The sequence below is a fragment of the Oceanospirillum multiglobuliferum genome, assembly GCF_900167095.1.
Classification (GTDB): domain Bacteria; phylum Pseudomonadota; class Gammaproteobacteria; order Pseudomonadales; family Halomonadaceae; genus Oceanospirillum; species Oceanospirillum multiglobuliferum.
In genome coordinates this window covers 68,960-90,239 of the sequence record NZ_FUXG01000004.1, presented here as the reverse complement: position 1 = coordinate 90,239, position 21,280 = coordinate 68,960, and the positions used below count along the sequence as shown (strand labels likewise).

General features: G+C 49.1%; 19 protein-coding genes and 1 CRISPR repeat array. Of the genes, 9 read left to right on the top strand and 10 right to left on the bottom strand.

Annotated elements, in window-relative coordinates:
• Positions 1-141 precede the first annotated feature (141 nt).
• The 8 genes from cas2e to B5D26_RS04205 are packed head-to-tail and all read right to left on the bottom strand — an operon-like array spanning position 142 to position 8,546.
• Complete coding sequence (cas2e, locus tag B5D26_RS04240; RefSeq protein ID WP_078744451.1) at positions 142-429, bottom strand: type I-E CRISPR-associated endoribonuclease Cas2e; 288 nt, start codon at positions 427-429, stop codon at positions 142-144.
• The gene (gene cas1e, locus B5D26_RS04235; protein WP_078744450.1) at positions 407-1,282 is read right to left on the bottom strand and encodes a type I-E CRISPR-associated endonuclease Cas1e; all 876 of its coding nucleotides are present in this window, start codon (positions 1,280-1,282) and stop codon (positions 407-409) included. The genes cas2e and cas1e overlap by 23 nt, the downstream gene beginning before the upstream one ends.
• A 3-nt stretch (positions 1,283-1,285) precedes the next feature.
• Positions 1,286-2,005 (bottom strand): type I-E CRISPR-associated protein Cas5/CasD, encoded by a 720-nt coding sequence (gene cas5e, locus B5D26_RS04230; protein WP_078744449.1) that lies wholly within the window; start codon positions 2,003-2,005, stop codon positions 1,286-1,288.
• Between the two features lie 13 nt (positions 2,006-2,018).
• Positions 2,019-3,143, bottom strand: a complete 1,125-nt coding sequence (cas7e, locus tag B5D26_RS04225) for a type I-E CRISPR-associated protein Cas7/Cse4/CasC (protein ID WP_078744448.1) — start codon at positions 3,141-3,143, stop codon at positions 2,019-2,021.
• 23 nt (positions 3,144-3,166) lie between these two features.
• Entirely contained in the window at positions 3,167-3,814 is a 648-nt protein-coding gene (gene cas6e, locus B5D26_RS04220; RefSeq protein WP_078744447.1) for a type I-E CRISPR-associated protein Cas6/Cse3/CasE, read from the bottom strand.
• A complete protein-coding gene (gene casB / locus B5D26_RS04215; RefSeq protein WP_078744446.1) occupies positions 3,807-4,364 on the bottom strand; it encodes a type I-E CRISPR-associated protein Cse2/CasB in 558 nt (185 codons plus the stop codon). The genes cas6e and casB overlap by 8 nt, the downstream gene beginning before the upstream one ends.
• A 13-nt stretch (positions 4,365-4,377) precedes the next feature.
• Positions 4,378-5,928 carry a type I-E CRISPR-associated protein Cse1/CasA gene (gene casA / locus B5D26_RS04210; protein ID WP_078744445.1) on the bottom strand — a complete coding sequence of 517 codons (1,551 nt, stop codon included), beginning with the start codon at positions 5,926-5,928 and terminating at the stop codon, positions 4,378-4,380.
• A 2-nt stretch (positions 5,929-5,930) separates the two neighbouring features.
• The gene (locus tag B5D26_RS04205) at positions 5,931-8,546 is read right to left on the bottom strand and encodes a CRISPR-associated helicase/endonuclease Cas3 (protein ID WP_078744444.1); all 2,616 of its coding nucleotides are present in this window, start codon (positions 8,544-8,546) and stop codon (positions 5,931-5,933) included.
• Between the two features lie 589 nt (positions 8,547-9,135).
• Between B5D26_RS04205 and B5D26_RS04200 the strand changes: the two genes are divergently transcribed.
• From B5D26_RS04200 to B5D26_RS04160, 9 genes are all read left to right on the top strand, one after another.
• On the top strand, positions 9,136-9,936 hold the full coding sequence (locus tag B5D26_RS04200) for a transporter substrate-binding domain-containing protein (protein WP_078744443.1): 801 nt from the start codon (positions 9,136-9,138) through the stop codon (positions 9,934-9,936).
• A 75-nt stretch (positions 9,937-10,011) separates the two neighbouring features.
• On the top strand, positions 10,012-10,674 hold the full coding sequence (locus tag B5D26_RS04195) for an amino acid ABC transporter permease (protein ID WP_078744442.1): 663 nt from the start codon (positions 10,012-10,014) through the stop codon (positions 10,672-10,674).
• A gap of 13 nt (positions 10,675-10,687) precedes the next feature.
• Positions 10,688-11,350 carry an amino acid ABC transporter permease gene (locus B5D26_RS04190; protein WP_078744441.1) on the top strand — a complete coding sequence of 221 codons (663 nt, stop codon included), beginning with the start codon at positions 10,688-10,690 and terminating at the stop codon, positions 11,348-11,350.
• Entirely contained in the window at positions 11,347-12,069 is a 723-nt protein-coding gene (locus tag B5D26_RS04185; protein WP_078744440.1) for an amino acid ABC transporter ATP-binding protein, read from the top strand. Before B5D26_RS04190 ends, B5D26_RS04185 begins: the two co-directional genes overlap by 4 nt.
• Positions 12,070-12,176: 107 nt before the next feature.
• Positions 12,177-13,139: a dihydrodipicolinate synthase family protein gene (locus B5D26_RS04180; RefSeq protein ID WP_078744439.1), complete on the top strand. Its 963-nt coding sequence runs from the start codon at positions 12,177-12,179 to the stop codon at positions 13,137-13,139.
• The gene (locus B5D26_RS04175) at positions 13,127-14,083 is read left to right on the top strand and encodes a 4-hydroxyproline epimerase (RefSeq protein WP_078744438.1); all 957 of its coding nucleotides are present in this window, start codon (positions 13,127-13,129) and stop codon (positions 14,081-14,083) included. Before B5D26_RS04180 ends, B5D26_RS04175 begins: the two co-directional genes overlap by 13 nt.
• 42 nt (positions 14,084-14,125) lie before the next feature.
• Positions 14,126-15,397 carry an NAD(P)/FAD-dependent oxidoreductase gene (locus tag B5D26_RS04170; RefSeq protein ID WP_078744437.1) on the top strand — a complete coding sequence of 424 codons (1,272 nt, stop codon included), beginning with the start codon at positions 14,126-14,128 and terminating at the stop codon, positions 15,395-15,397.
• Between the two features lie 165 nt (positions 15,398-15,562).
• Positions 15,563-16,591 carry a trans-3-hydroxy-L-proline dehydratase gene (locus B5D26_RS04165; protein ID WP_078744436.1) on the top strand — a complete coding sequence of 343 codons (1,029 nt, stop codon included), beginning with the start codon at positions 15,563-15,565 and terminating at the stop codon, positions 16,589-16,591.
• Between the two features lie 85 nt (positions 16,592-16,676).
• Entirely contained in the window at positions 16,677-17,693 is a 1,017-nt protein-coding gene (locus tag B5D26_RS04160; RefSeq protein ID WP_078744435.1) for an Ldh family oxidoreductase, read from the top strand.
• A gap of 151 nt (positions 17,694-17,844) precedes the next feature.
• Here B5D26_RS04160 and B5D26_RS04155 read toward each other — a convergent pair whose 3' ends face one another.
• Positions 17,845-19,371 (bottom strand): aldehyde dehydrogenase (NADP(+)), encoded by a 1,527-nt coding sequence (locus B5D26_RS04155; RefSeq protein ID WP_078744434.1) that lies wholly within the window; start codon positions 19,369-19,371, stop codon positions 17,845-17,847.
• 235 nt (positions 19,372-19,606) lie between these two features.
• Positions 19,607-20,293, bottom strand: coding sequence for a GntR family transcriptional regulator (locus B5D26_RS04150; RefSeq protein ID WP_078744433.1), 687 nt, complete (start codon positions 20,291-20,293; stop codon positions 19,607-19,609).
• A gap of 535 nt (positions 20,294-20,828) precedes the next feature.
• Positions 20,829-21,275: direct repeats of the CRISPR family, unit length 28 nt; unit sequence GTTCACCGCCACGCAGGCGGCTTAGAAA.
• Between the last annotated feature and the right edge of the window lie 5 nt (positions 21,276-21,280).

Here is a 21,280-nt window from a genome sequence, read left to right as displayed (position 1 = left end):
AGTTGGAAACACCCCCACGGGCGTGGGGAAGACTGTCGTGGGCGCAGTTTGTCAGAAGAGTATCGGGAAACACCCCCACGGGCGTGGGGAAGACACCAGTATATTGTTAAAGAGCCTCCTTGCAAGTACTAGATATAGTGTTTAGATATCTTTCAGGGTTTCAACGATCAGTTGTAACCCGCTGATTTCAGTAATGGGTTTTCTGACACTGCCTTTGTAGCGAATTTCATAACCCGGTGGTTGTGGAATACTGCGAAACAGCATTAGGCCTGAGTCAACCGAACAATGCTTCATCAGATAATCTACAACCGTTTGCGCAACGGAATCTTTGACACCAGACACAAACACATTAGGGCGCGGCTCTACAAACCAGAGTTTCATTCGCCCACGCACTGCTGGAGGAAGATCATTTGCCAATACGATGAGCACGACGCACTCCCATCAGTTCGTTGATGTCTGAGGAGACCTGTTTCAACAGATCCATCTGAATAACCCGCTTACGGAACTCAGCAGCTACTTTATGTTTGTCATACCGACCCGCCATATCACGGGTCAGGTGGAAAGCCAGATCAATACAGAGGGGTTCTTTATACAGATCTGCTAGGTCATAAACAAAGGGTAAGGGGCTACCGGAGTGGATAAAACCGATATGGGGCGAATAGCCCATAGCATGTACAGCAGAGCATAAAATGCCATACAGTGCGGCGTTGCTGGCGGTTAGTATTTGGTTAGTCAGATCACTGAATTCAAATTTCCCCGGTACAAACTGTCGACCTTTCCAGCCAACACCGTATTGCTCTGCTTTTTGCTGATAAAGTGCCCGAACACGATTACCTTCCATGCCCATCATGCTGTTCAGGCTTTTTCCGACCAGATCGGCATCGGGGAAACGTTTGCGAAACATTGTCCGAGCAACTTCAAGGGCTTTGCTCTCATCGGCGGCCAAGGTTATCTGCCGTTTAAGATTACGGGTATCAGCGGTTGGCAAAAAGCCTGCCGCATAAAACAGCAGGCTGTCTTCCCCTACCCAGCTGACCGAACAATTGGCTGCCGTGGCGGTTTTAATTGCCTCATGGGTGACAGATGTTCCTGGCCCCAATAAAAGCGTATTCAAAGTCGCAACGGGTAACGGCACCACGTTGTTATCTGAGTCAATCCATTTGACACTGCTGTCATCAATCTCCAATCGGCCCCGCTCCAGATACAGAAAAGGATACTTGTCCTGTACCTGAGGTAGAGATTCACGGGTCACTTTGACAAACAGTCGCTCTCCTTGTGCCATCCGTTATACCTCTTCGTTAATCGCTTCAAGAAGTGTTACCCGCCGGTCCCGATAGCGTTTATTCAATCCAAATTGCATCGGCACATCATTTAGGGTCAGCACCTCACCGTCTGCCTCCTGTTCAACAACCCGATAACTCAGTACCCGCTGCTTCTGCTCGGCCAACTGCTCAGAGTGCGACCAGAGCGCTTCTGCACTGTCAAAAACGCCCTGATAAATCAGCTCTGTGGGTACACAGTTTTTACGCCCCAGATAAAGCGTCCACACCGGATTTTGTAACGCCTCCTCCAGAGACAAAGCTTGCTCGGCGGTTACCTTAAGTGCTACCGCAAAAGCAGTATCTTGCTGATAATAACGGTGGGTTATCTTTGCAGTATGTGCTTTACCATCGGCACTTCTAGGAATTAGTAGCTTTTGCCAAGGGTTGTTCTTGTCATACCCACTCCCCACCATGTGAAAATCCCGCAGCGCGGGTTCACGCATAATCGGTTTACCGTTTCTGTCGGTCCGGGCATACGCCCGGACTTCCATTTCAGAGACTGCCATCTCTTCCAACCACTCGGTTTGCGGTCCTCCTGCTCCACGGGCACAACACAAAAGCCCCATCACCCCTGAGCGGGTCGGGAAACTGAGGGTATCGCGCACGCCAAATTTTGAATCATGCCCCCAAGCCTGCATCGGCCCTTCCAGCCAGAGCAGCAGATATTGATTCTGTTCGCTCATATTGAGCCTCCGCTTACAGCTGGGCCTGAAGATCAGCAATCAGATGGTCAATACTGTAGTCCAGATTCTCACCCCACTGGAAATCAGCCAGTTTGCCAAACAAAGAGCCGGACAGTTTCTCTTTAGCATCCAACCACTCATTTAATGCTGCTTTACTGGCAACAAGATAGCCTTGACCTTTGGCTTTTACGGGCTGCTCAAAAGAAGCCTGTAGCCCCTGACCTTTACGTACTAGCACACGGGAAAACTCCCACGGACAAGCACCGGCCTGAGTAGTTTGGCGGGCGCTTGGTACTGCAACATAAAGTGCTTTTACAAAGGCTTCAATGGCAGGTTTCAGGTCTGCATCAGTTCCCATTGTTTGCTGTAGCTGACCCAGATCCAAACTGATATAGCGGTAATAGGTTGCAGAGTTGTACTCAAGGCTGCCCATATGTGCAGAACCAGTATCTTCTCTAATATTGAGAGGGTCATCATCAACGGCCGTAAAAAACTCTATTTCGCTAACAACTTTATGAGTTGAAATGGCATGGGAAAAAGAACAAGCCGCCTCGACATTCAAAGAGGTTGCCTGAGCAACCATACGACCAAATAAAGCAATATCAAAAGCGTTCATTTCTGATTTATCAATCAAACTTGCAACTTCTTTAGCTCGCTTTTTCTGCTCAGTGGCTTTTAATGTTTTAATGGCATCAAAACCATTGTCAGCAAAAGTCTTAGCGATTTTTTTGATTTCATCGGGAGCTAAAAACAACAGAGTATCAGAGGACTCTTCTTTTGATTCATTCTCATCTTCTTCAATGCTTTTGGTCTTTTTCTTTTTGTCTGATTTTAACTTAATGAAAGCACCCTCCAACCAATCGCCACAGTTTTTTGCTTGCTCTTCTGTAGCTCCAAGCTCCATACATTCACTAGCTACTAACTCTGAAATCAATTTGGTTCTGGTGCCTGTTACAACATCATAATTTTTGAGCTGAAGCCGTACCTGACGCTTCCAGCACTGCGAAGACACACGGGCACGAGGTACGCCGCCAATCATGGCAGATTTAGGTGCACCCACATCATCACGATTCAGGCAGGTGACTGGGAAAGATTGCAGAATATGAAACTCAATACGGGTGTTTTTTAATGACGTCATGGTGTTTTCCTTGAAAGTTAAAATCAGGCAAATGGGTTTTCCGGCATCGGTACGATTTGCAACAAACCACAGCCAAATGCCCGTCCCTTTCCAATGCCCTGTTTAAAGCTTTGTGCAAATACGATCGGGTCTATTACAGTTAACTGGCCTTGTAGGGTTGCACGCCCTAAGGTGACCTGTCTCTTTTCTTTGTCAGCAAACTGCAGCACCTCAATACCTTCTACCTGTAAGGTTTGTGGATCGACTGAAAAACCCCAACTTTTGGGTGCTCGTTCTATGAACCACTTTGCGACCTGATCTCGACCTTTAACTGCAACCCGCTTACCGCTGATTTTGTCTTTGCGTACTGGGTTGATCTGCACCTTAAATCGGTAATTTTTATGCCCTAGAAAATCAGGACTGATCGTTTTGGTCATTACCTGCCCGAACTGTCCGTTGATCTGTTCGGCAGGCTTACGGTCTGACACCATCAGTACTTTACGTCCCTGAAAGTCACCGCCCTGATCGGCGTAAACAATACCGCTTTGAATATGACTTTGTTTTTCATGGTCGCTGCGCACATCAGCAAAAAGACTGTAAACCACTCGATGCAGAGCGTATTCATCGGTAATTCTCAATGCTTTAACTGCCTTTCGATCCAGATGCAGAGCACTGGCATAAAGCTCACTCATTACCAGCCTCCTTAGTACTCTCGTCTGACTTACGGTGGTAAAAATCCTGTGCCCAGCGGGTGCGCACCCGCTCCTGCCCCTCTCCAGAGAACCAGAGCAGTTGTTGTAATAACAGACTGAAATTCAGCTTTACACCACGACTGGCAATCAGTGCCAATAAGGGCCGTAGAATCTGACAAAGTTCTTCAATACTGGTACAGGCGAGAATACGCCTAAGACGGGATTTGGCCTGATCGGATTGAGATTTATCCTCATAGCAGGCGGCAATCGCAGAGCCTAAGCCCAGATTACCATCACGCTCTGGCTTGGCTTTAGCCAAAGCAGCACCCAAGGTGCAGTAGGGCAGCCGCTGCCAGCTTTTTTCCAGATCAACGCCAAAGCTGGCCAGAATTTCCCAGCTCTGATACTCGGTTGCGGGGTTGTCGGCTCGACGCAATCGTGCAGAAAAGCCGTTATCCTCTGCCTGACGCTTCAATACATAATCAACAAAACGTGCGGCAGGCCCTGCCTCTTGTTTTGGGTTTGTTGCTTCCTTAGGCCTGGATTCCATAAAGGCAATCTCCTTATTCAGCTTTTAAATAGTTTGAGAAATGAGGTCGGCTCTGCGCCCAAGCATCCATCTGCCGAGCACTGTGATTGGGGCAAGTACGGTCGAATACCTCATAGGCGTAACTGGCAAACACTTTTCGTAGCTGTAAACGCTGCTGTCGGCCTTCTTCGCTGTTGTCACAGGCATCAATCAAAGTCTGGGCCTGACGCTCGCACAGCTGCCAGAACATATTTTCAGAAGTGGCTTTGGCCTCTTTTGCTTTTGTTATTTTTCTAGCATCTTTAGGTTTTGGATCACCAGCAGCATGAAAATATCTTTCAACAGATTTTGATAACTGATACTGAATATTCCCTAGTTCGAATATTTCACTTTTAAGTACAGATAGAAGATTCGTGCCCAATTCATCTATGTTAAGCCACAATTCAGACTGCAAATAATCGTCTAAACCAGCCGCATATTGTTCTCCTGTTGTATGAGTTGTCACCATCACCCCCCCACTCCATAGGGCAAATCTGGAACCAAATCTTTTTAATCTTCTCAAGCCTTTATTGATGAGTACTGTTTCAAAGCCAGAAATACTATCACCCTGAACAAACTGTAATATTGAAGTTAACTCTCTCCATGGTCTTTTCTGAGGATTAACCCAAAGAGCTGTATTTTTTTCTCTTGTTATATTTACTGAATTCATTGGATCTATCCGACCTATTGAGAAGTCAGGGTAGACGATCCCATCGGTAATATGGATTCCCTTCTCTGCAATAAAACAAAACTTATTAACTGGTACCAAATGGCTTAAATATGAAAACTTTTCTCTTTTAGAAATCTCACAATCCTCTCCCTTGGGCATGCATTCCCAAGGAGGGCTTCCAATTGAGGATATATTTGGCAAGCTATCTATATCCTCAATTGAGAGGAGGTTAACCCATAATGTTTCTGCAATGTGCCTCCCAACCCAAAAAGAATGTAGTAAACCACCTGCTTGCTTGCCCTTCCCTAATGATCTTTTACCAATAAATATTCCAGGAACTCCAACTGCAGGATTTCCTTTTTGATTTAGCTTTAATCTGTAGCCTTCGGTCATAATTATTGAGTTATCTGACTTCTTTCCACCCAAACTAAAACCCATTTGACATACCAATAAAACGGCGATTTCTTCTGGAGGAAGGGGCTTTTCTGTTTGTGACTCAATAAGAACTGTCGTATTGCCTGTGGCAACTTCCGGAGAAAAGACGCCAAAACTTCTAATTTTTGCTCTAGTAATTTCTGGCATCTGCAAAAACGGTTTTTCACCATAGAGATAAAAACTGTCATGCCACTGATGCAGGTATGACAGGCATTTATCGGCCATACCCTGCCACCCCATCTGCAGCCAATGTTCATCATCTTTTGGTGTGGCCGCAGCCTGTGCGATTGCCAATAGAAGTTTTGTGAGCGCAATTTTCTGAACTGGGTTACCGCCTAGCGCTCTTAATTCAGGCCGGCTGAATACCTCCTTCAGGCTGACCCGACCGAAGTCAGCCACTGGTATCCAAGGTTCATCAATCAGGTTAAAGCGATTATCCATAACTATTCCTTATACTTAATGGCTCGGTATCCCAAGTCATTACGGTACTCCAGACTCTTTTCGTTGCCAAAGGCAGCGCCATCCAAGGTTCTGATCTCTCCTGAGTCCAACACTGTTGCTACCCTTAACAGGGCTTCATCTTCTTGAGGGTTGCCCAGATAAAAAATCTGTCCAAGTTGCAACTTTTCCAGCTCACCTAGGCTCAATGCGGATGGGCAGTCACTTGGTTTAACCGACACCACCTGCTGATATAAGGTCACTGCTAATTGACGCCACTGCGGCTTTGTCAGCCGATGACGACGGGAAGGGATAAAAATTTCCTGCCCATCCAGAAGCCTAATCCGGGTTACACAGGCTTCACTGTCATAACGCAGAGAACGCACCAATAAAACTTCCCGAGTTTGCTGATCACTGTAACGGGTATCCGCTTTATGCTCAGGTAGCGTTTTGCCATCACGGGACAATGTCAGGCGTGCCAATGATTGAAGCGCTTCTTCACCTGTACGGTATCGGCTACCTTTCTTCAATAATCGTAGTAGCTCAGACCATAACCCACTTTCCTCACGGTCTTGGTAGGTTTTGTCAATCAGATGACGGATATTGCTCGGCAACACCAGCTGCGTGATGGTTTGCCATACCTCCAAACTCCGACATAGCACATAAGGGGCGTACACACTGGCGGTGGCACCAAAGGCGGTTGTAGGATTTTTCAGCGCTTGCTCTATATTTGGGGCTATCAGCCAACACTCACAGCGAGCGCTGCTAGGGCGCGGGGTTAACTCATGCCGCCACAAACGTCCAATGCGTTGCAGTAACATATCCGTAGGTGCAAAACGACTGACCAGAAAATCAGCATCAATATCCAGTGACTGTTCCAAAACCTGAGTGCCAACTAGAATACGCCCTTGTTTTTGCCTATCATGCCAACCTTCTTTGCCAAAGGCGCTCACCCAACGAGCCTCATTTCGTTGTCGATCTGTTGAAGTAAAACGAGAGTGCAACAAACCAATCTCACAACCCAGCGCGCTGACACGGCTGGCGAGGTCCAGATAACGCTGTTGAGCTTCGGCTACGGTGTTTTCAATCCATAACACCTGTTGCCCCTGCTCTGCCCTTAACAGAGCTTCTTCAAGTGCTTTGCCATCATCCGGTATAAGCCTTACACATACTGGAGGACTGTCTGGCTGATGTACTGCAGACTCTAGAGGAGGGTTACCAGACTCATCAACAGCGGTAATCAGGGGGTAATCGGTTGCAGCACTTGAACTCTCAATCAGAGCCTCTCTGCGCTGACGGCTCAGGGTGGCACTCAGAATAATGACGGTACAGCCTATCTGGCGCAGAAATGAGGTTAATTCGTTAAGGATGGTTCCGGTATAAAGATCATAGCTATGAACCTCATCCAGAATAACAACCTTCCCTGCAAGGCCAAAGGCGCGAACAAAGCCATGCTTTACATTCATCACCGCCATAAGCGCCTGATCCAGAGTTCCAACGGCAAATGGAGCCAGAAGACCACGCTTTTTATGGTTAAACCAAGCACCACCGGGGCGTCCCTCTTCCCCCATTTCGGTATCCAACAACCAGGCACCGGAATGCAGTAACAAAGCACGGTTTGGTGTATCAGAATGAATAATCTGTTCAAGAAAGGCATTAAACCTGTCGTATATCTTGTTCGAGGTGAGCTGAGTCAGTAACGCAAAATAGATTCCGGTTGCCTGCCCAGAAGCCATCAGCTTGTAAGCAGCATAGAGCGCAGCTTCTGTTTTGCCCATCCCCATCTGAGCCTCAAGAATATAAACACCGGGACCTTTTACTTGGTCGAAAAACAGTTGCTGAGCCAGCCTTGGTTGCATTTTTCTGTGTTCAGGATCAAATACATCAGCAAAAGTAAGTTCGGGAATGATTTGGGGGCGGATAAAGCCTGCATCGGTCAACGCCTGCACGATAAGGGGTTGCCAATCTGCATCAGGGTCTTCAAAGAATGAACCGGAACCGATCCAGTCAGCCACAGAGGTTAAACCGGCCACAATTCTGGCCTGAGCGGCGGTCTGAAACACTGGCCAGTCGCTGTTAAGGGCAACTTTCAGCGCTTCTACCAGTTTTTCGCGCTCCTCCTGCCAGCTTTGCCCGCCAAATACTTCATCGCCTGCTCTTTTATCATCAATCTGAGGATTAAAACCGTGGTGCTGCCCCAATATCTCAGCAACATATTTAGGTGCTTTCAAGGCTTCTGCAGTGGCCTGACTAACACCCGCATGACCACCCCACCGAGATTCACACTCTGGCATTGCATTAGATAAAGCTGGAACTAGACGGTAATCAGCACCGACGGCTTTCTGAAGCTTGGCAGCAAAGCTAGGGCTGACTTTACCAATATCATGACTGGCTGCAGCCAACTCACTACCGTGGGGGAAAAGTCGCTGCGATAGGGACTCAGGGAAAAGTGCAATTAACTGACGTGCGGTTTCACCGACAATTTGACAGTGATTCAGAACGGTACGACCGAATACAATCGAGCCGTCAGGCTTAACCCAAGTTTTGGCATAGCACTCTTGGTAGGGCAGAGCATGTAATACCTCTGTCTGAACAGATTTTCTACGAGCAAAACGTGACATTTTCAACACTCTCCCTGTTAAAATCAAAACGACTAAAAATCCACCCTATCCATAAAATCGGAAGTACATTTCTTTGATTTATAAAGTAATATTTTTCGAAATCCTACTCAAGACATTATTTGTCAGACAATAGGGAGACGTTTTTTGGATTAAGTAATAGAGTGTAAAGTATCTTGTATGGATAAAAAGTGATCAACTATGGCAGAGGCAAGATGAGTACCTTGACACTATTCTATAATCAAGATCGCTTTTTCATGATTTCAAGTTCATCCTCATCAAAGCGCCCCAGCTTTAGCAGAATTCGATCTGGAATGCCAACCTTATCAATATCAAGCCCTTCGTTTCATCAGAAGCGTCTGTTTTGGCAGTGAGGATAATCACCGGAATATCTGCTGTTTTGGAGTCTACCTTCAGTTGATGGCAAGACTCAGACCTCCCTTATAGAAACCCATCGCTACTTCACCTGCTTTCACCTGACTTTGACTCTGACACCTTATCCGAAAGTCAAACTTTCCTTGACGGCTTCTCTTTCATTTTGTATTTTGTATCCAAAATACAAACAAGAACAATCATAGAAGAGGTCGATATAATGAAAAAAACAATAGCCTACCTATTTTCTGCCGCTCTGTTGGCCACTACATCTGTCAAAGCAGATACGCTTGATAATGTGGTTGATCGCGGTGAGCTTCGCTGCGGTGTTGTTCTGGATTTCCCGCCAATCGGCTATCGGGATGCCAATAACGAACCCGCTGGTTTTGACGTGGACTATTGCAACGATCTGGCCAAAGCGTTGGAAGTCGAAGCCAAAATCATTCCTGTTACTTGGTCTGAGCGTCTGCCGATTATCGCTACTGGCCGTGCTGACGTGGTATTCGGTGCAACGTCAGATAGTTTGGCACGCGCACGTACTGTGGGTTTCAGTATTCCTTATGCGATCTACTTTGCGCAGGGCGTAGTCAACAGCAATGTAGAGATCAACAGCTTCGAAGAGATGCGCGGTAAACGGGTCGCGGCGGCTATTGGCACCGTTCCTGAACAGGAGTGGCTGAAGATTGCTAAAGAGTGGGGTGAAGAAGATCTTTATCAGAGCTATCAGTCTGAAAACGAAGTCTTCTTAGCTGTTTCTCAGGGCAAGGCCGACATCGGTATTACAACCAATACCGCAGTTAAACCAATTACTGGCCAGTTTAAAACCCTTAATCCCGGACCTCGTATGCCGTGGACCGCAGACTACACCTCCATCGTCGGTAAGCGCACTGATGTTACTTGGCTGAACTACCTCAATCTCTTTGTTACCCATCAGGTTCGTTCTGGGCGCTATGACGAATTGTGGCGCAAATACGTAGGCAAAAACGTACCTGAACTGCGTATTCCGGGCGTGATGTATTAGACCGATAAACATGCACTCACCGTTTTTTGCCAAAGCTTCTTCCTGTGAAGGGAGAAGCTTAAGAGGTAACTCTCTATGTTTGAATACAACTTTCACTGGCGACCCGTGCTGAAAAGCCTACCGGATCTGCTTCAGGCAGGTCTGCTGACTTTAGAGGTTGCAGTACTGTCCATGGTGATCGGCATTACTATCGGTCTTTGTCTGGCATTAATGCGGATGAAGCTTGAAGGGCCACTAAAGTGGTTTGCGGTCAGCTGGATTGAAGTCGCCCGAAACACCCCAGTGCTGTTTCAGCTGTTCTTCTTTGGTTTTGGTCTGGGTGCTGCGGGTGTCAACCTGCCACCTTACGTCATCATCGTCGCAGGACTGAGCTTTAACTGTGCCGGTTATCTGGCGGAAAACTTCCGGGGTGGCTTTCAGGCTGTGCCGGACACTCAGATAAATGCAGCACGTTGTCTGGGTATGAACGGTTGGCAAACTTATACCCGCATTATCATTCCGCAGGTATTCCGTATCGTCTACCACCCGATTACTAATCAGATGGTTTGGGCGGTGCTGATGTCGTCTCTGGGCATGATGATCGGCTTTCGTGAACTTAGCGGAGAAACGCAGTTCTTTGCCAGTCGCACTTTCCGCATCTTCGAATATTTTGCTGTAACAGCAGTGGTCTACTACGTGATCGTCAAGTTGATTCTTGGCTCGTCCCGTCTGCTGTCTGCCCGCCTGTTCCGGTATTAACGAGACTGCAACCATGCAAGAAACAATTACTTTTTTCAGTGGCTTCAGCACACCAGACCTCTGGTTTTTGGCAGACGCCGCCTTAAAAACACTATGGATCTCAGTCTTGTCGATCAGTATCGGCACAGTATTGGGGGGCATTTTTGGCTGGATGCTGCACGAAGGCAAATGGATGGCAGCACTGACCGTAGGTTCGATTCTGGATATTTTCCGCTCCGTGCCTCTGATCATCCAGTTAGTACTGTTTTACAACTTTGCACCCATGGTGGGTCTGAGTCTTGATCCCTTCGCGTCTGGGGTTGTGATTCTGACTATCTACACCGCGGCTCTGGTGTCCAACGTAGCCCGAGGTGGTATTGAAGCTGTGCCTGTATCCATGCGTAAGGCATCACGCTCACTGGGTATGAGCTATTGGCAGGACCTACGTCATATCGTTTTACCGATCGGTGGACGGGCGGTATTTCCTGCTTGGATAGGTGTGGTGCTGGGCGTGATGAAAGACAGTGCACTGGTTTCGGTACTGGGCTACGTAGAGCTGCTCAAGGCCAGTCAGATTTTGATCACTCGCACCCAGGAACCTTTCCTGATTCTGGCACTGGCAGGCGCCTTCTATTTTGCTCTGTCTTATCCAATTTCCCGCTACGCGGCCAAGTTTGAACAACGGTGGGCACAATGATTGAGATTCGCGATCTTCACAAACATTTCGGTGATCTGCACGTACTGAAAGGCATTGATCTGGACGTTAAAAAGGGCGAAGTGCTGTCGGTAATCGGCTCTTCCGGTTCCGGTAAATCTACACTGCTGTATTGCATCAACAGTCTGGAAAAAATTCAGCAGGGTTCGGTAAAAATTGATGGTATCGATGTACATGCAAAAAATACCGACGTGAACAAACTACGTCAGAAGTTGGGCATGGTGTTCCAACAGTGGAACAGCTTCCCGCACCTGACGGCGATGGAAAATGTGGCACTGGCACCGCGCATCGTTAAGGGCAAATCGAAAGAGGAAGCCCTGTACATTGCCGAGACTCAGCTGAAACACGTTGGCCTTGGCGACAAGCTGAAAAATTACCCATCTGCCCTTTCCGGAGGTCAGCAGCAGCGCTTGGCAATTGCCCGTGCTCTGGCAATGGAACCTGAATACATGCTGTTTGATGAGGCTACCTCCGCCCTTGATCCTGAGAAGGTGGGTGAGGTTCTAGACACCATGCGCCTACTGGCCGAAGAAGGCATGACCATGATCTGCGTCACCCACGAAATGGGCTTTGCCCGAGATGTATCCGATCGGGTGGCTTACTTCCATCAGGGGGTTATGGAAGAGATAGGCCCGCCGGAGCAGATCTTTTATAGCCCGATTTCTGAACACACGAAGAAATTTTTAGCAAACGTGCGTTAAGCGTTGGCCAATGCTCAATAAGAGCAGGCCAACGGCTCACAACCTGCAAACAACAGAACAACCCCAGCATCTGAAGGATACGGGGTCACATATAAGGTAATACACAAATGAATAACGCTATTTTCACCGGAACCATGCCTGCTCTGATGACACCTTGCAAAGCAGACCGCACGCCGGATTTTGACTCGCTGGTTAAAAAGGGTCATGAGATGATCGAAGCGGGCATGTCCGCAGTTGTTTACTGCGGCTCAATGGGAGACTGGCCACTTCTGACCGACGAACAACGTATGGAAGGTGTTGAGCGTCTGGTAAAAGCGGGTATCCCTGTCATTGTAGGCACTGGTGCGATCAATACAAAATCCGCTGTGGCGCATGCGGCACACGCTGAAAAAGTAGGTGCGGCAGGTTTGATGGTAATCCCGCGCGTTCTATCCAGAGGTTCCGTTATTGCTGCTCAGAAAGAGCACTTTAAGGCGATTCTGGAAGCGGCACCGAGCACTCCAGCTATCATCTACAACAGCCCCGTTTATGGCTTCGCTACCCGTGCAGATCTATTCTTCGCTCTGCGTGCTGAGCACCCGAATCTGGTGGGCTTTAAAGAGTTCAGCGGTGACGAAGCGATGCGCTACGCGGCAGAGAACATCACCTCTCAGGATGACAATGTAACCTTGATGGTGGGTGTAGATACCGCAGTTTTCCACGGCTTTGTGAACTGTGGTGCAACTGGTGCGATTACGGGTATCGGTACGGCTTTGCCAAAAGAAGTGCTACTGCTGTGCGCTCTGTCCCGTAAAGCAGCCACTGGTAATGCTGAAGCGCGTCAACGTGCGCAGGAGTTAGAAGCGGCCTTTAACGTACTTGCAAGCTTCGATGAAGGCCCTGAACTGGTACTCTTCTTTAAATACTTGCTGGTTCTGAACGGTGAAGAGGAATATCGCCTGCACTTTAATGAAACAGATGAACTGAACGACGCTCAGCGCCGTTACTGTGAAGACCAGTACAACCTGTTCAAATCATGGTTTGCTGACTGGAGCAAACAAGGTGGAGTAATCGCAGAATGCATGTTGTAGACAGCCATACCGAAGGTGAACCGACTCGCGTTATTTTGTCTGGAGGGCCCGATCTTGGATCGGGTTCTCTGGCCGAGCGCGCGAAACGTCTTGCGACAGAACATCAGGATCTTTATCGCTCACTAGTGAAAGAGCCCTACGGGCAGGAAGCCATGGTTGGTGCTTTGCTGGTTGAACCAGTTGATCAGACCTGTGTGGCTGGCGTGATTTACTTTGACGCTGCCGCAGTGATCGGCATGTGTGGTCACGGCACCATTGGTGTCGCCGCCACTCTTGCGCATATCGGTAAGATCGGAGTGGGCATTCACAAGCTGGAAACGCCGGTGGGCGTGGTTGAGATCGAACTGACTGACAGCAACACCGTTTCCGTCACCAATGTGGACAGCTACCGTCTGGAGAAAAACCGCACGATTCAGGTAGAAGGCATAGGCCAGAACGGTGCCAGTATTGAAGTAAAAGGCGATATCGCTTGGGGCGGCAACTGGTTCTTTATAGTCAATGAAAGCCCAACGGCAGTGCGTCCTGATAACCTGATGGCGCTGACCCAGACTGCGATGGCGATACGCAAAACGCTGGAAAAAGAGGGGATTGCCGGAGGTGAGGGCGGCATCATCGACCATATTGTGCTCTTTGGCGATGCACTAACCGCAGAAGGTCACAGCCGTAACTTTGTGCTGTGTCCAGATAACACCTACGACCGCTCTCCGTGCGGCACAGGCTGTTCGGCTCGACTGGCCTGTCTTGCGGCAGATGATCTGCTACCGCCAGGTCAGGAGATTTTGCAGGAAAGCGTGATCGGCAGCAGTTACCGCATCCGTTATCAGCCAGCATCTGAGGGAAAAATCAGCCCAACCATTACTGGTCAGGCCTTTGTCACCCGAGATGCCACCCTGATCTTTAATGAGCAAGACCCGCTGAGAAACGGGATCAATCTGGGCGTTTAACGCATCCGTTTAATAAGAATAACTTCAGGGATCACCGCTTCCATGACTCAAAGCGAAACCTCTTACGATGTGATTGTGATCGGTGCCGGTATTATTGGCATCAGCAGCGCGCTAAAACTCCAGTCCGAGGGCCACCGGGTTCTGGTACTGGATCGCAGCGGTGTTGCTAAGGAAACCTCTTGTGGCAATGCTGGAGCTTTTGCCTTTGCCGATATTGTGCCGCTGGCAACCCCCGGCATTATGCGTAAAGCCCCGAAATGGCTGCTGGACCCGCTAGGGCCACTGAGCATTAAACCGGCCTACGCCCTGAAGATTATTCCCTGGATGCTTAAATTCTGGCGCGCCAGCTGGCAGGACAAGTATCAGGCGGCTATGACGGCTCAGGCCAGCCTGATGGCGCTGTCTAAAGCGGCGTTGGAGCGCCAGATCAAAGCGGTAAATGGCGAAGCTATGATGCGCCGTGAAGGTCAGCTGCAACTCTACGAAGGGGAAGCGGAGTTCAATGCCAGTCTGCCCGGCTGGCAAACCCGTATGGCGCATGGCGTGGTGTGTGAGTTGCTGGAATCACCGGAAGCGATTGCTAAAATCCAACCCGGTATCGATCCCCGCTTCACACACGGCGGCTTCACGCCGGAGTGGATCAATACCACAGACCCAGAAGCTTGGACGCTGCATCTTTATCAGGCGTTCATCGAAAAAGGTGGACGTTATGAAAATGCCAGCGTCAGTCGCCTGATTCCTAAAACGGATCATGTTGTTCTACAACTGGCTGACAATGCGGCACAACAAAGTAAAAACTATAGCGCCAAGTGTGTTGTGGTGGCTGCTGGCGCTTGGTCTAAAACCCTTGCAACCAGCCTTGGGGATAATATTCCGCTGGAAACCGAGCGTGGCTATAACACCACCCTGCCCAAAGGTGATTTTGAGCTGAATACCCATGTCACCTTCAGCAATCACGGTTTTGTGGTCAGCAAAATCGGCGATCAGATCCGAGTGGGCGGTGCTGTTGAGCTGGGCGGCCTGCATCTGAAGCCCAACTACAAGCGCTCTCAGGTACTTTTGGATAAAGCCGCCCGCTTCCTCAAGGGCTTCAATAAAGAGGATGGCAAACAGTGGATGGGTTTTCGTCCCTCCATGCCAGATAGCCTACCAGTGGTGAGCTATTCGGGTAAAACAGATCGTGTGATCTACGCCTTTGGCCATGGCCATTTAGGGTTAACTCAGTCGGCAGGTACAGCAGAGCTGGTGGCGGCTTTGGTCAGCGGTGGCGAGCCTCCTATTCCGGTGGCACCTTTCTCGGCAAAGCGTTTCTGAGGCTCAATCAGCTAAAGCCTGCCCGATGCGTAATATCAGGTTACGAAATATTCAAACCCATAGATCAAAAAAACAATAAGAAGCGGCGGTTAGCCTTGGATTCAACTATTAAGCGCAACACCGTCGCCTGAACGCTGGAACTTTGCCAGCAACAGGAGCTAAGCGATGCGAAGTAGTAAAACACTGCATGTGATCTCCGCCCACGCCGAAGGCGAAGTGGGTGATGTGATTGTCGGTGGCGTACTGCCACCACCAGGGAGTACCCTATGGGAGCAACGCGCTTTTATCGCTCAGGACGAAACCCTGCGTAAGTTTGTTCTGAATGAGCCTCGTGGCGGTGTATTTCGCCATGTGAATCTGCTGGTGCCGCCCAAACATCCAGATGCAGACGCTGCCTTTATTATTATGGAGCCAGAAGATACTCCGCCCATGTCCGGTTCCAACTCTATCTGCGTTTCCACAGTGCTGTTGGATGGCGGTCTAATTCCGATGCAGGAACCTTTTACCGATCTGATACTGGAAGCCCCCGGTGGTTTGGTAAAAGTGCGTGCCGCCTGCCGAAACGGTAAAGCCGAGCGTATCTTTGTGCAGAACGTCGCCAGCTTTGCCGACAAAATCGGTGTCAGCCTTGAGGTTGAAGGGGTCGGTACACTAACCGTGGATACGGCTTACGGAGGTGACAGTTTTGTCGTAGTGGATACCGAACAGCTGGATATTGAAATCAGCGAGGCCAACGCGAAGAAGCTGGCTCAGTTGGGGGTAAAAATCACCAACGCCGCAAACGAACAGCTGGGTTTCAGCCATCCGGATAACCCTGACTGGGATCATATCTCTTTCTGTGCCTTCTGCGGCCCACTGACCAAAACAGAAACTGGCTTCAAAGGCCGTTCCGCAGTTGCGATTCAACCGGGAAAAATCGACCGCTCGCCCACAGGCACCGCAGTATCTGCTCGCATGGCGTTGATGGCAGCCAAAGGCATGATGCAGGAAGGGGATGAATTTGAAGCCGAATCCATTATCGGCTCAACCTTCACAGGTAAAATTTTGAACCACACCCAGCTGGAAAGCGGCCACCCTGCCATTACCCCCCAAATTAGCGGTCGGGGTTGGATTACGGGTATCCATCAGCATATGCTGGACCCAGATGATCCCTGGCCGGAAGGCTATCGCTTAAGCGATACTTGGGGAGCCTGATTTAGCGTTTTTTGTTTGCGGGCTTTTCATTCTGCCCTGCCTGAAACTGATAAAAACGAACGAAAATAACTATGTAGAGCGTCCTATGTCGAACAACATCACCTTGTCACTTGACGACGTAAAAACACTGAGCCTTTCGGTACTGACTCAAAATGGCTACAGCGAGACTCACGCTGCCGCCATTACCGATGTGATCTACGCCTGCCAGTTGGATGATTGCCACTCCCATGGCCTGTTCCGCCTCTTTATGTGCGTAGACACCATGCAGGGTGGTCAGGTAGATGGCCATGCATTGCCCACCATTACGGAACCTGGCCCATCTGTGGTTAAAGCCGATGCCAACAAAGGTATCTCGCTACTGGCGCTCAATGAAGCGATGCCCCGCTTAGTGGAAAAAGCCAAAACGCAGGGCATGGCAGCACTTGCCATTAATAACTGCTTCCACTTCTCTGCCCTCTGGCCGGAGGTTGAGATGCTATCCCAGCAGGGTTTAGTGGGTATTGCCATGGTGCCCAGTCACGCTTGGGTTGCCCCAGCAGGCGGTACACGAGGCACACTGGGCACTAACCCTCTGGCCTTTAGCTGGCCGCGCTTGGAAAAAGACCCCTTCACCTTTGACTTTGCCACCAGCCAGTTTGCCCGTGGTGAGATCGAGCTGTATCGTCGAGCTGGTAAGCCTTTGCCAGAAGGTGTCGCTATTGATAAAAACGGCAAACCAACCACTGATCCAGAAGCGGCAATGGAAGGCGCGATGCTGACGTTTGGCGGTTATAAAGGTTCTGCCCTTTCCATCATGATTGAACTGATGGCCGGCCCTCTAATTGATGACCTGACCAGTCTGGAAAGTATAGCCGCTGCCGATGGTAATACCGGTGCGCCTTACCATGGCGAGATTATTCTGGCGATGAATCCTGAGATGCTGAGTGGCGGTAAAGTAGCTCAGAACGATGAGCGGGCAGAGCGTCTGTTTGCCGACATTATTGATCAGGGCGCACGCCTGCCGTCACAGCGACGTTATCAGGCTCGGGCGAGAAATTTAGAACGTAACGCGCTGGAGATTCCAGCACAGCTGTATCAGGATATTCTCAAACTGAAGGGCTAACGCTCTTCATACTGACTCAATACCCGCCCTTTTTATCCCTCAAACAAAAACCCCCTTGCGAAGTGATTCGCAAGGGGGGCACAACAAAACCATATCTAGTGAAAGGAAGGTTAAGTCTGGCTTTGTACTGGCCAGATTCACCCCCTTATCGTTACGCCTGAAGATCAGCGGGTAACAGAGCCGCCGGAATATCCTGATAGCATACTGGACGCATGAAGCGACGGATTGATAGCGTACCCACTGAAGTGGCACCGAAGTTTGTCGATGCCGGATAAGGGCCACCGTGTACCATGCTGTCACAAACCTCTACACCAGTCGGGAAACCGTTAGCCAGTACACGACCTGCCTTACGCTCTAGAATAGGCATCAGCTGACAACCCAGTTTGGTATCACCCTCACTGTCTACATCCAAATGTAATGTACAGGTCAGTTGCCCCTGTAGGCTATTGGCAATCGTCAGCATCTCATCCTCTGAGTCTACCGTTACTACCACACCCAACGGGCCAAAGACCTCTTCTGCCAAAACCTCATTCTCCAGCCAGTTACGGCCAGTTGTGGTGAACAAATATGGTGTGGCATCACGCAGATTGCAGCTGGTGGTCAGTACTTCACGGACGCCAGACGTGGCTGAGATACGTTTCTGGCCAGCACGATAGGCTTCGGCAATACCATCGGTGAGCATGGTTTGCGAAGGAATCTCTGCCAATGCAGAACGGGCGGTTTCCAGAAACAGATCTGCCTCAGCACCTGTTTTCAGCACCGCTATGCCCGGATTAGTACAGAACTGACCGGCACCCATCGTCAAAGACTGAACCCAGCCTTTTGCCAGAGCAACACCACGATTAGCAACTGCCGCAGGCAGCAGGAACATAGGGTTGACAGAACCCAGCTCACCAAAGAAAGGAATCGGCTCAGGACGGGCAGCACATTGATCAAACAGCGCACGTCCACCCGCCAGAGAACCAGTAAAACCAACCGCTTTAATCAAAGGGTGCTGTACCAATGCAGAACCGACGGCACGATCACCACCCTGAATCAAGCTGAAGACACCAGGATGAATACCGCATTTATCAACTGCTGCGGCAACGGCTTCTGCCACAATCTCACCAGTGCCAGGATGAGCACTATGACCTTTAACAACAACCGGACAGCCTGCCGCCAGTGCCGCAGCGGTATCACCACCAGCGGTAGAGAACGCCAGCGGGAAATTAGAGGCGCCAAAAACAGCAACTGGCCCTATAGGACGCTGCATCATTTTCAGATCAGCCCGTGGCAAAGGCTGACGCTCCGGCAGGGCTTCATCGTGGCGCTTATCCAGATAATCCCCTTGCAGAATGTGCTGGGCAAAAAGACGCAGCTGACCCACAGTGCGGCCGCGTTCACCTATCAGGCGAGCTTCCGGCAGGCCAGTTTCAGAACAGCCGATCTTGGTAATCGCATCAGCACGAGCTTCGATCTCGTCAGCGATGGCGTTCAGAAAAGCGGCTCGGGTTTCTCGGCAGGCATAGCCATACTCAATAAAAGCAGCTTCTGCGGCTTCTACTGCGGCATTAACGTGATCAGTACAGCCCTTGGAGAAGGAGAAGGCCTCTCCATGAGCTGGCGAGGACTGAAAGGTTTCTTCACCGGCCATCCATTGACCAGCGATTAGATGTTTACCGTGGGGCTGAAAAGACATGGATATATGCTCCTGTAATTGGTTTTTATTCTATCGGGCTGAAAATCTGTCAGTTCCGCTATATTGCCACAAATAGGATATTGTATCCAATATCCTATTTGCATTGATTAAGACGGTCTGCTTGATAACCTGCTGAAATTTGAAAAACCAATACACAACCGCCCAGTATCTCTAGTGAGACCCGGGCGGTATTTTCATATCTGTCAGACAATGCCTGAACTGGCAAAGCAGAACCTTAGCTAACAGCGTCTTGGGCAGCACGTTTAGCCGCTATCAGCTCCAGCATTTGTAATTTGGTGCTTTCAATATGAGAGCGCAATTTCTCTGCGGCAGCATCTATATCACCGCTTCGGGCCAGATCCAGAAGTGACTGGTGATCCTTCTGTGCATTATCCGACTTATTCAGCTCATCAATATGCATCCCAACGTAACGATTAGACTGCACACTGGCGCGCTCCAACAGAGCTTTAGTCAACTCACGGCCAGATGCTTCATACAATTTATTGTGGTACTCCTCATTAAGAGGCCCCCACTCTGCGACCTGACCGGAAGCATAAGATTGCTTCATCGCCTCCAAAATCTCCTCGCACTCCGCAAAATCCTGTTCAGTCATATTCGGAATAGAGCGGCGGAAAAGATCAACTTCTAGCAGCATACGCACATCAAAGATCTCTGCGATCTCTTCCAGCGTGTGCTTGGTCACCGTCGCACCTCGGTTATTCTGGAAAACGACCAGACCCTCTGCATCTAGACGTTTCAGCGCCTCACGGATCGGCATCCGAGAAACATCATATTCTTCTGCAAGCAGCTCCTGACGGATCAGCTCTCCTTCAACCAGATCACCTGAAAGAATGCGCTTGCGCAAATCAGCAACGATGACATCTGGTAGACTTTGGCGAACAACAGCCCTTTTTTGAGCCAACGCTACTCCTCCCTATCAATATTAGTGATAATAATTAAGCAAATTAATGGCTTGAACTACTGAATCTTTATTATCTGGCTACAGCATCACCCAGATACAGTATCCAAAATACAAGACACTTTGATTGGTGATTATACCTACCTTGAGGCTGAATCGGTGAATTTATTAGCGTAAACTTCAGTCTAATATTGCAGTGCACCCTTCTCTAATACCAGCAAGCAAGACCGTAAATTGCTGACGGACTATGGCATAAGATTCAGCATGGGGTATGTAGGCACGTTTTGGGAGAGCATTTTTTGCTAGCTTGAAATAGGACTGGTTGTTCAAAGTTAGGCAGACTTCAAATATGGATTACTTTTAATAATTGAGCGAAGGGCGACAATATCGCAACAGTACCTAACTTTTGACCTAAGAATTAGCTCTTTAAAAATAATAAATAAAAACAGATAGTTACAACACGGCTAAAAATAAAGGTATTTTTCGATATTTTTATCTAACAGCTTGTTGTAACTATTTTTTATGGTAAATTTTTGGTGTTCACCGCCACGCAGGCGGCTTAGAAAAGTTGGCACGATCAGTGACGCTGAAATATCTTGTTCACCGCCACGCAGGCGGCTTAGAAAATTGCAGAGCAGTATAAATTACAGCGTTTCAAGTTCACCGCCACGCAGGCGGCTTAGAAAAGTGCCACCAGCATCAATAATCTGACCGCTATGTTCACCGCCACGCAGGCGGCTTAGAAACAGTTCTCGCACAGTGGGTACAAAATACATACGTTCACCGCCACGCAGGCGGCTTAGAAAAATGTTCGATCCTAAAGAACTGAAGAGAAAGCGTTCACCGCCACGCAGGCGGCTTAGAAAACATAAAACCGTAAGTATAAACCGGTTCAAAGTTCACCGCCACGCAGGCGGCTTAGAAAGCCAGCCAGACCCCAAGGCTTACGGGTTTGGCGTTCACCGCCACGCAGGCGGCTTAGAAAAGCCA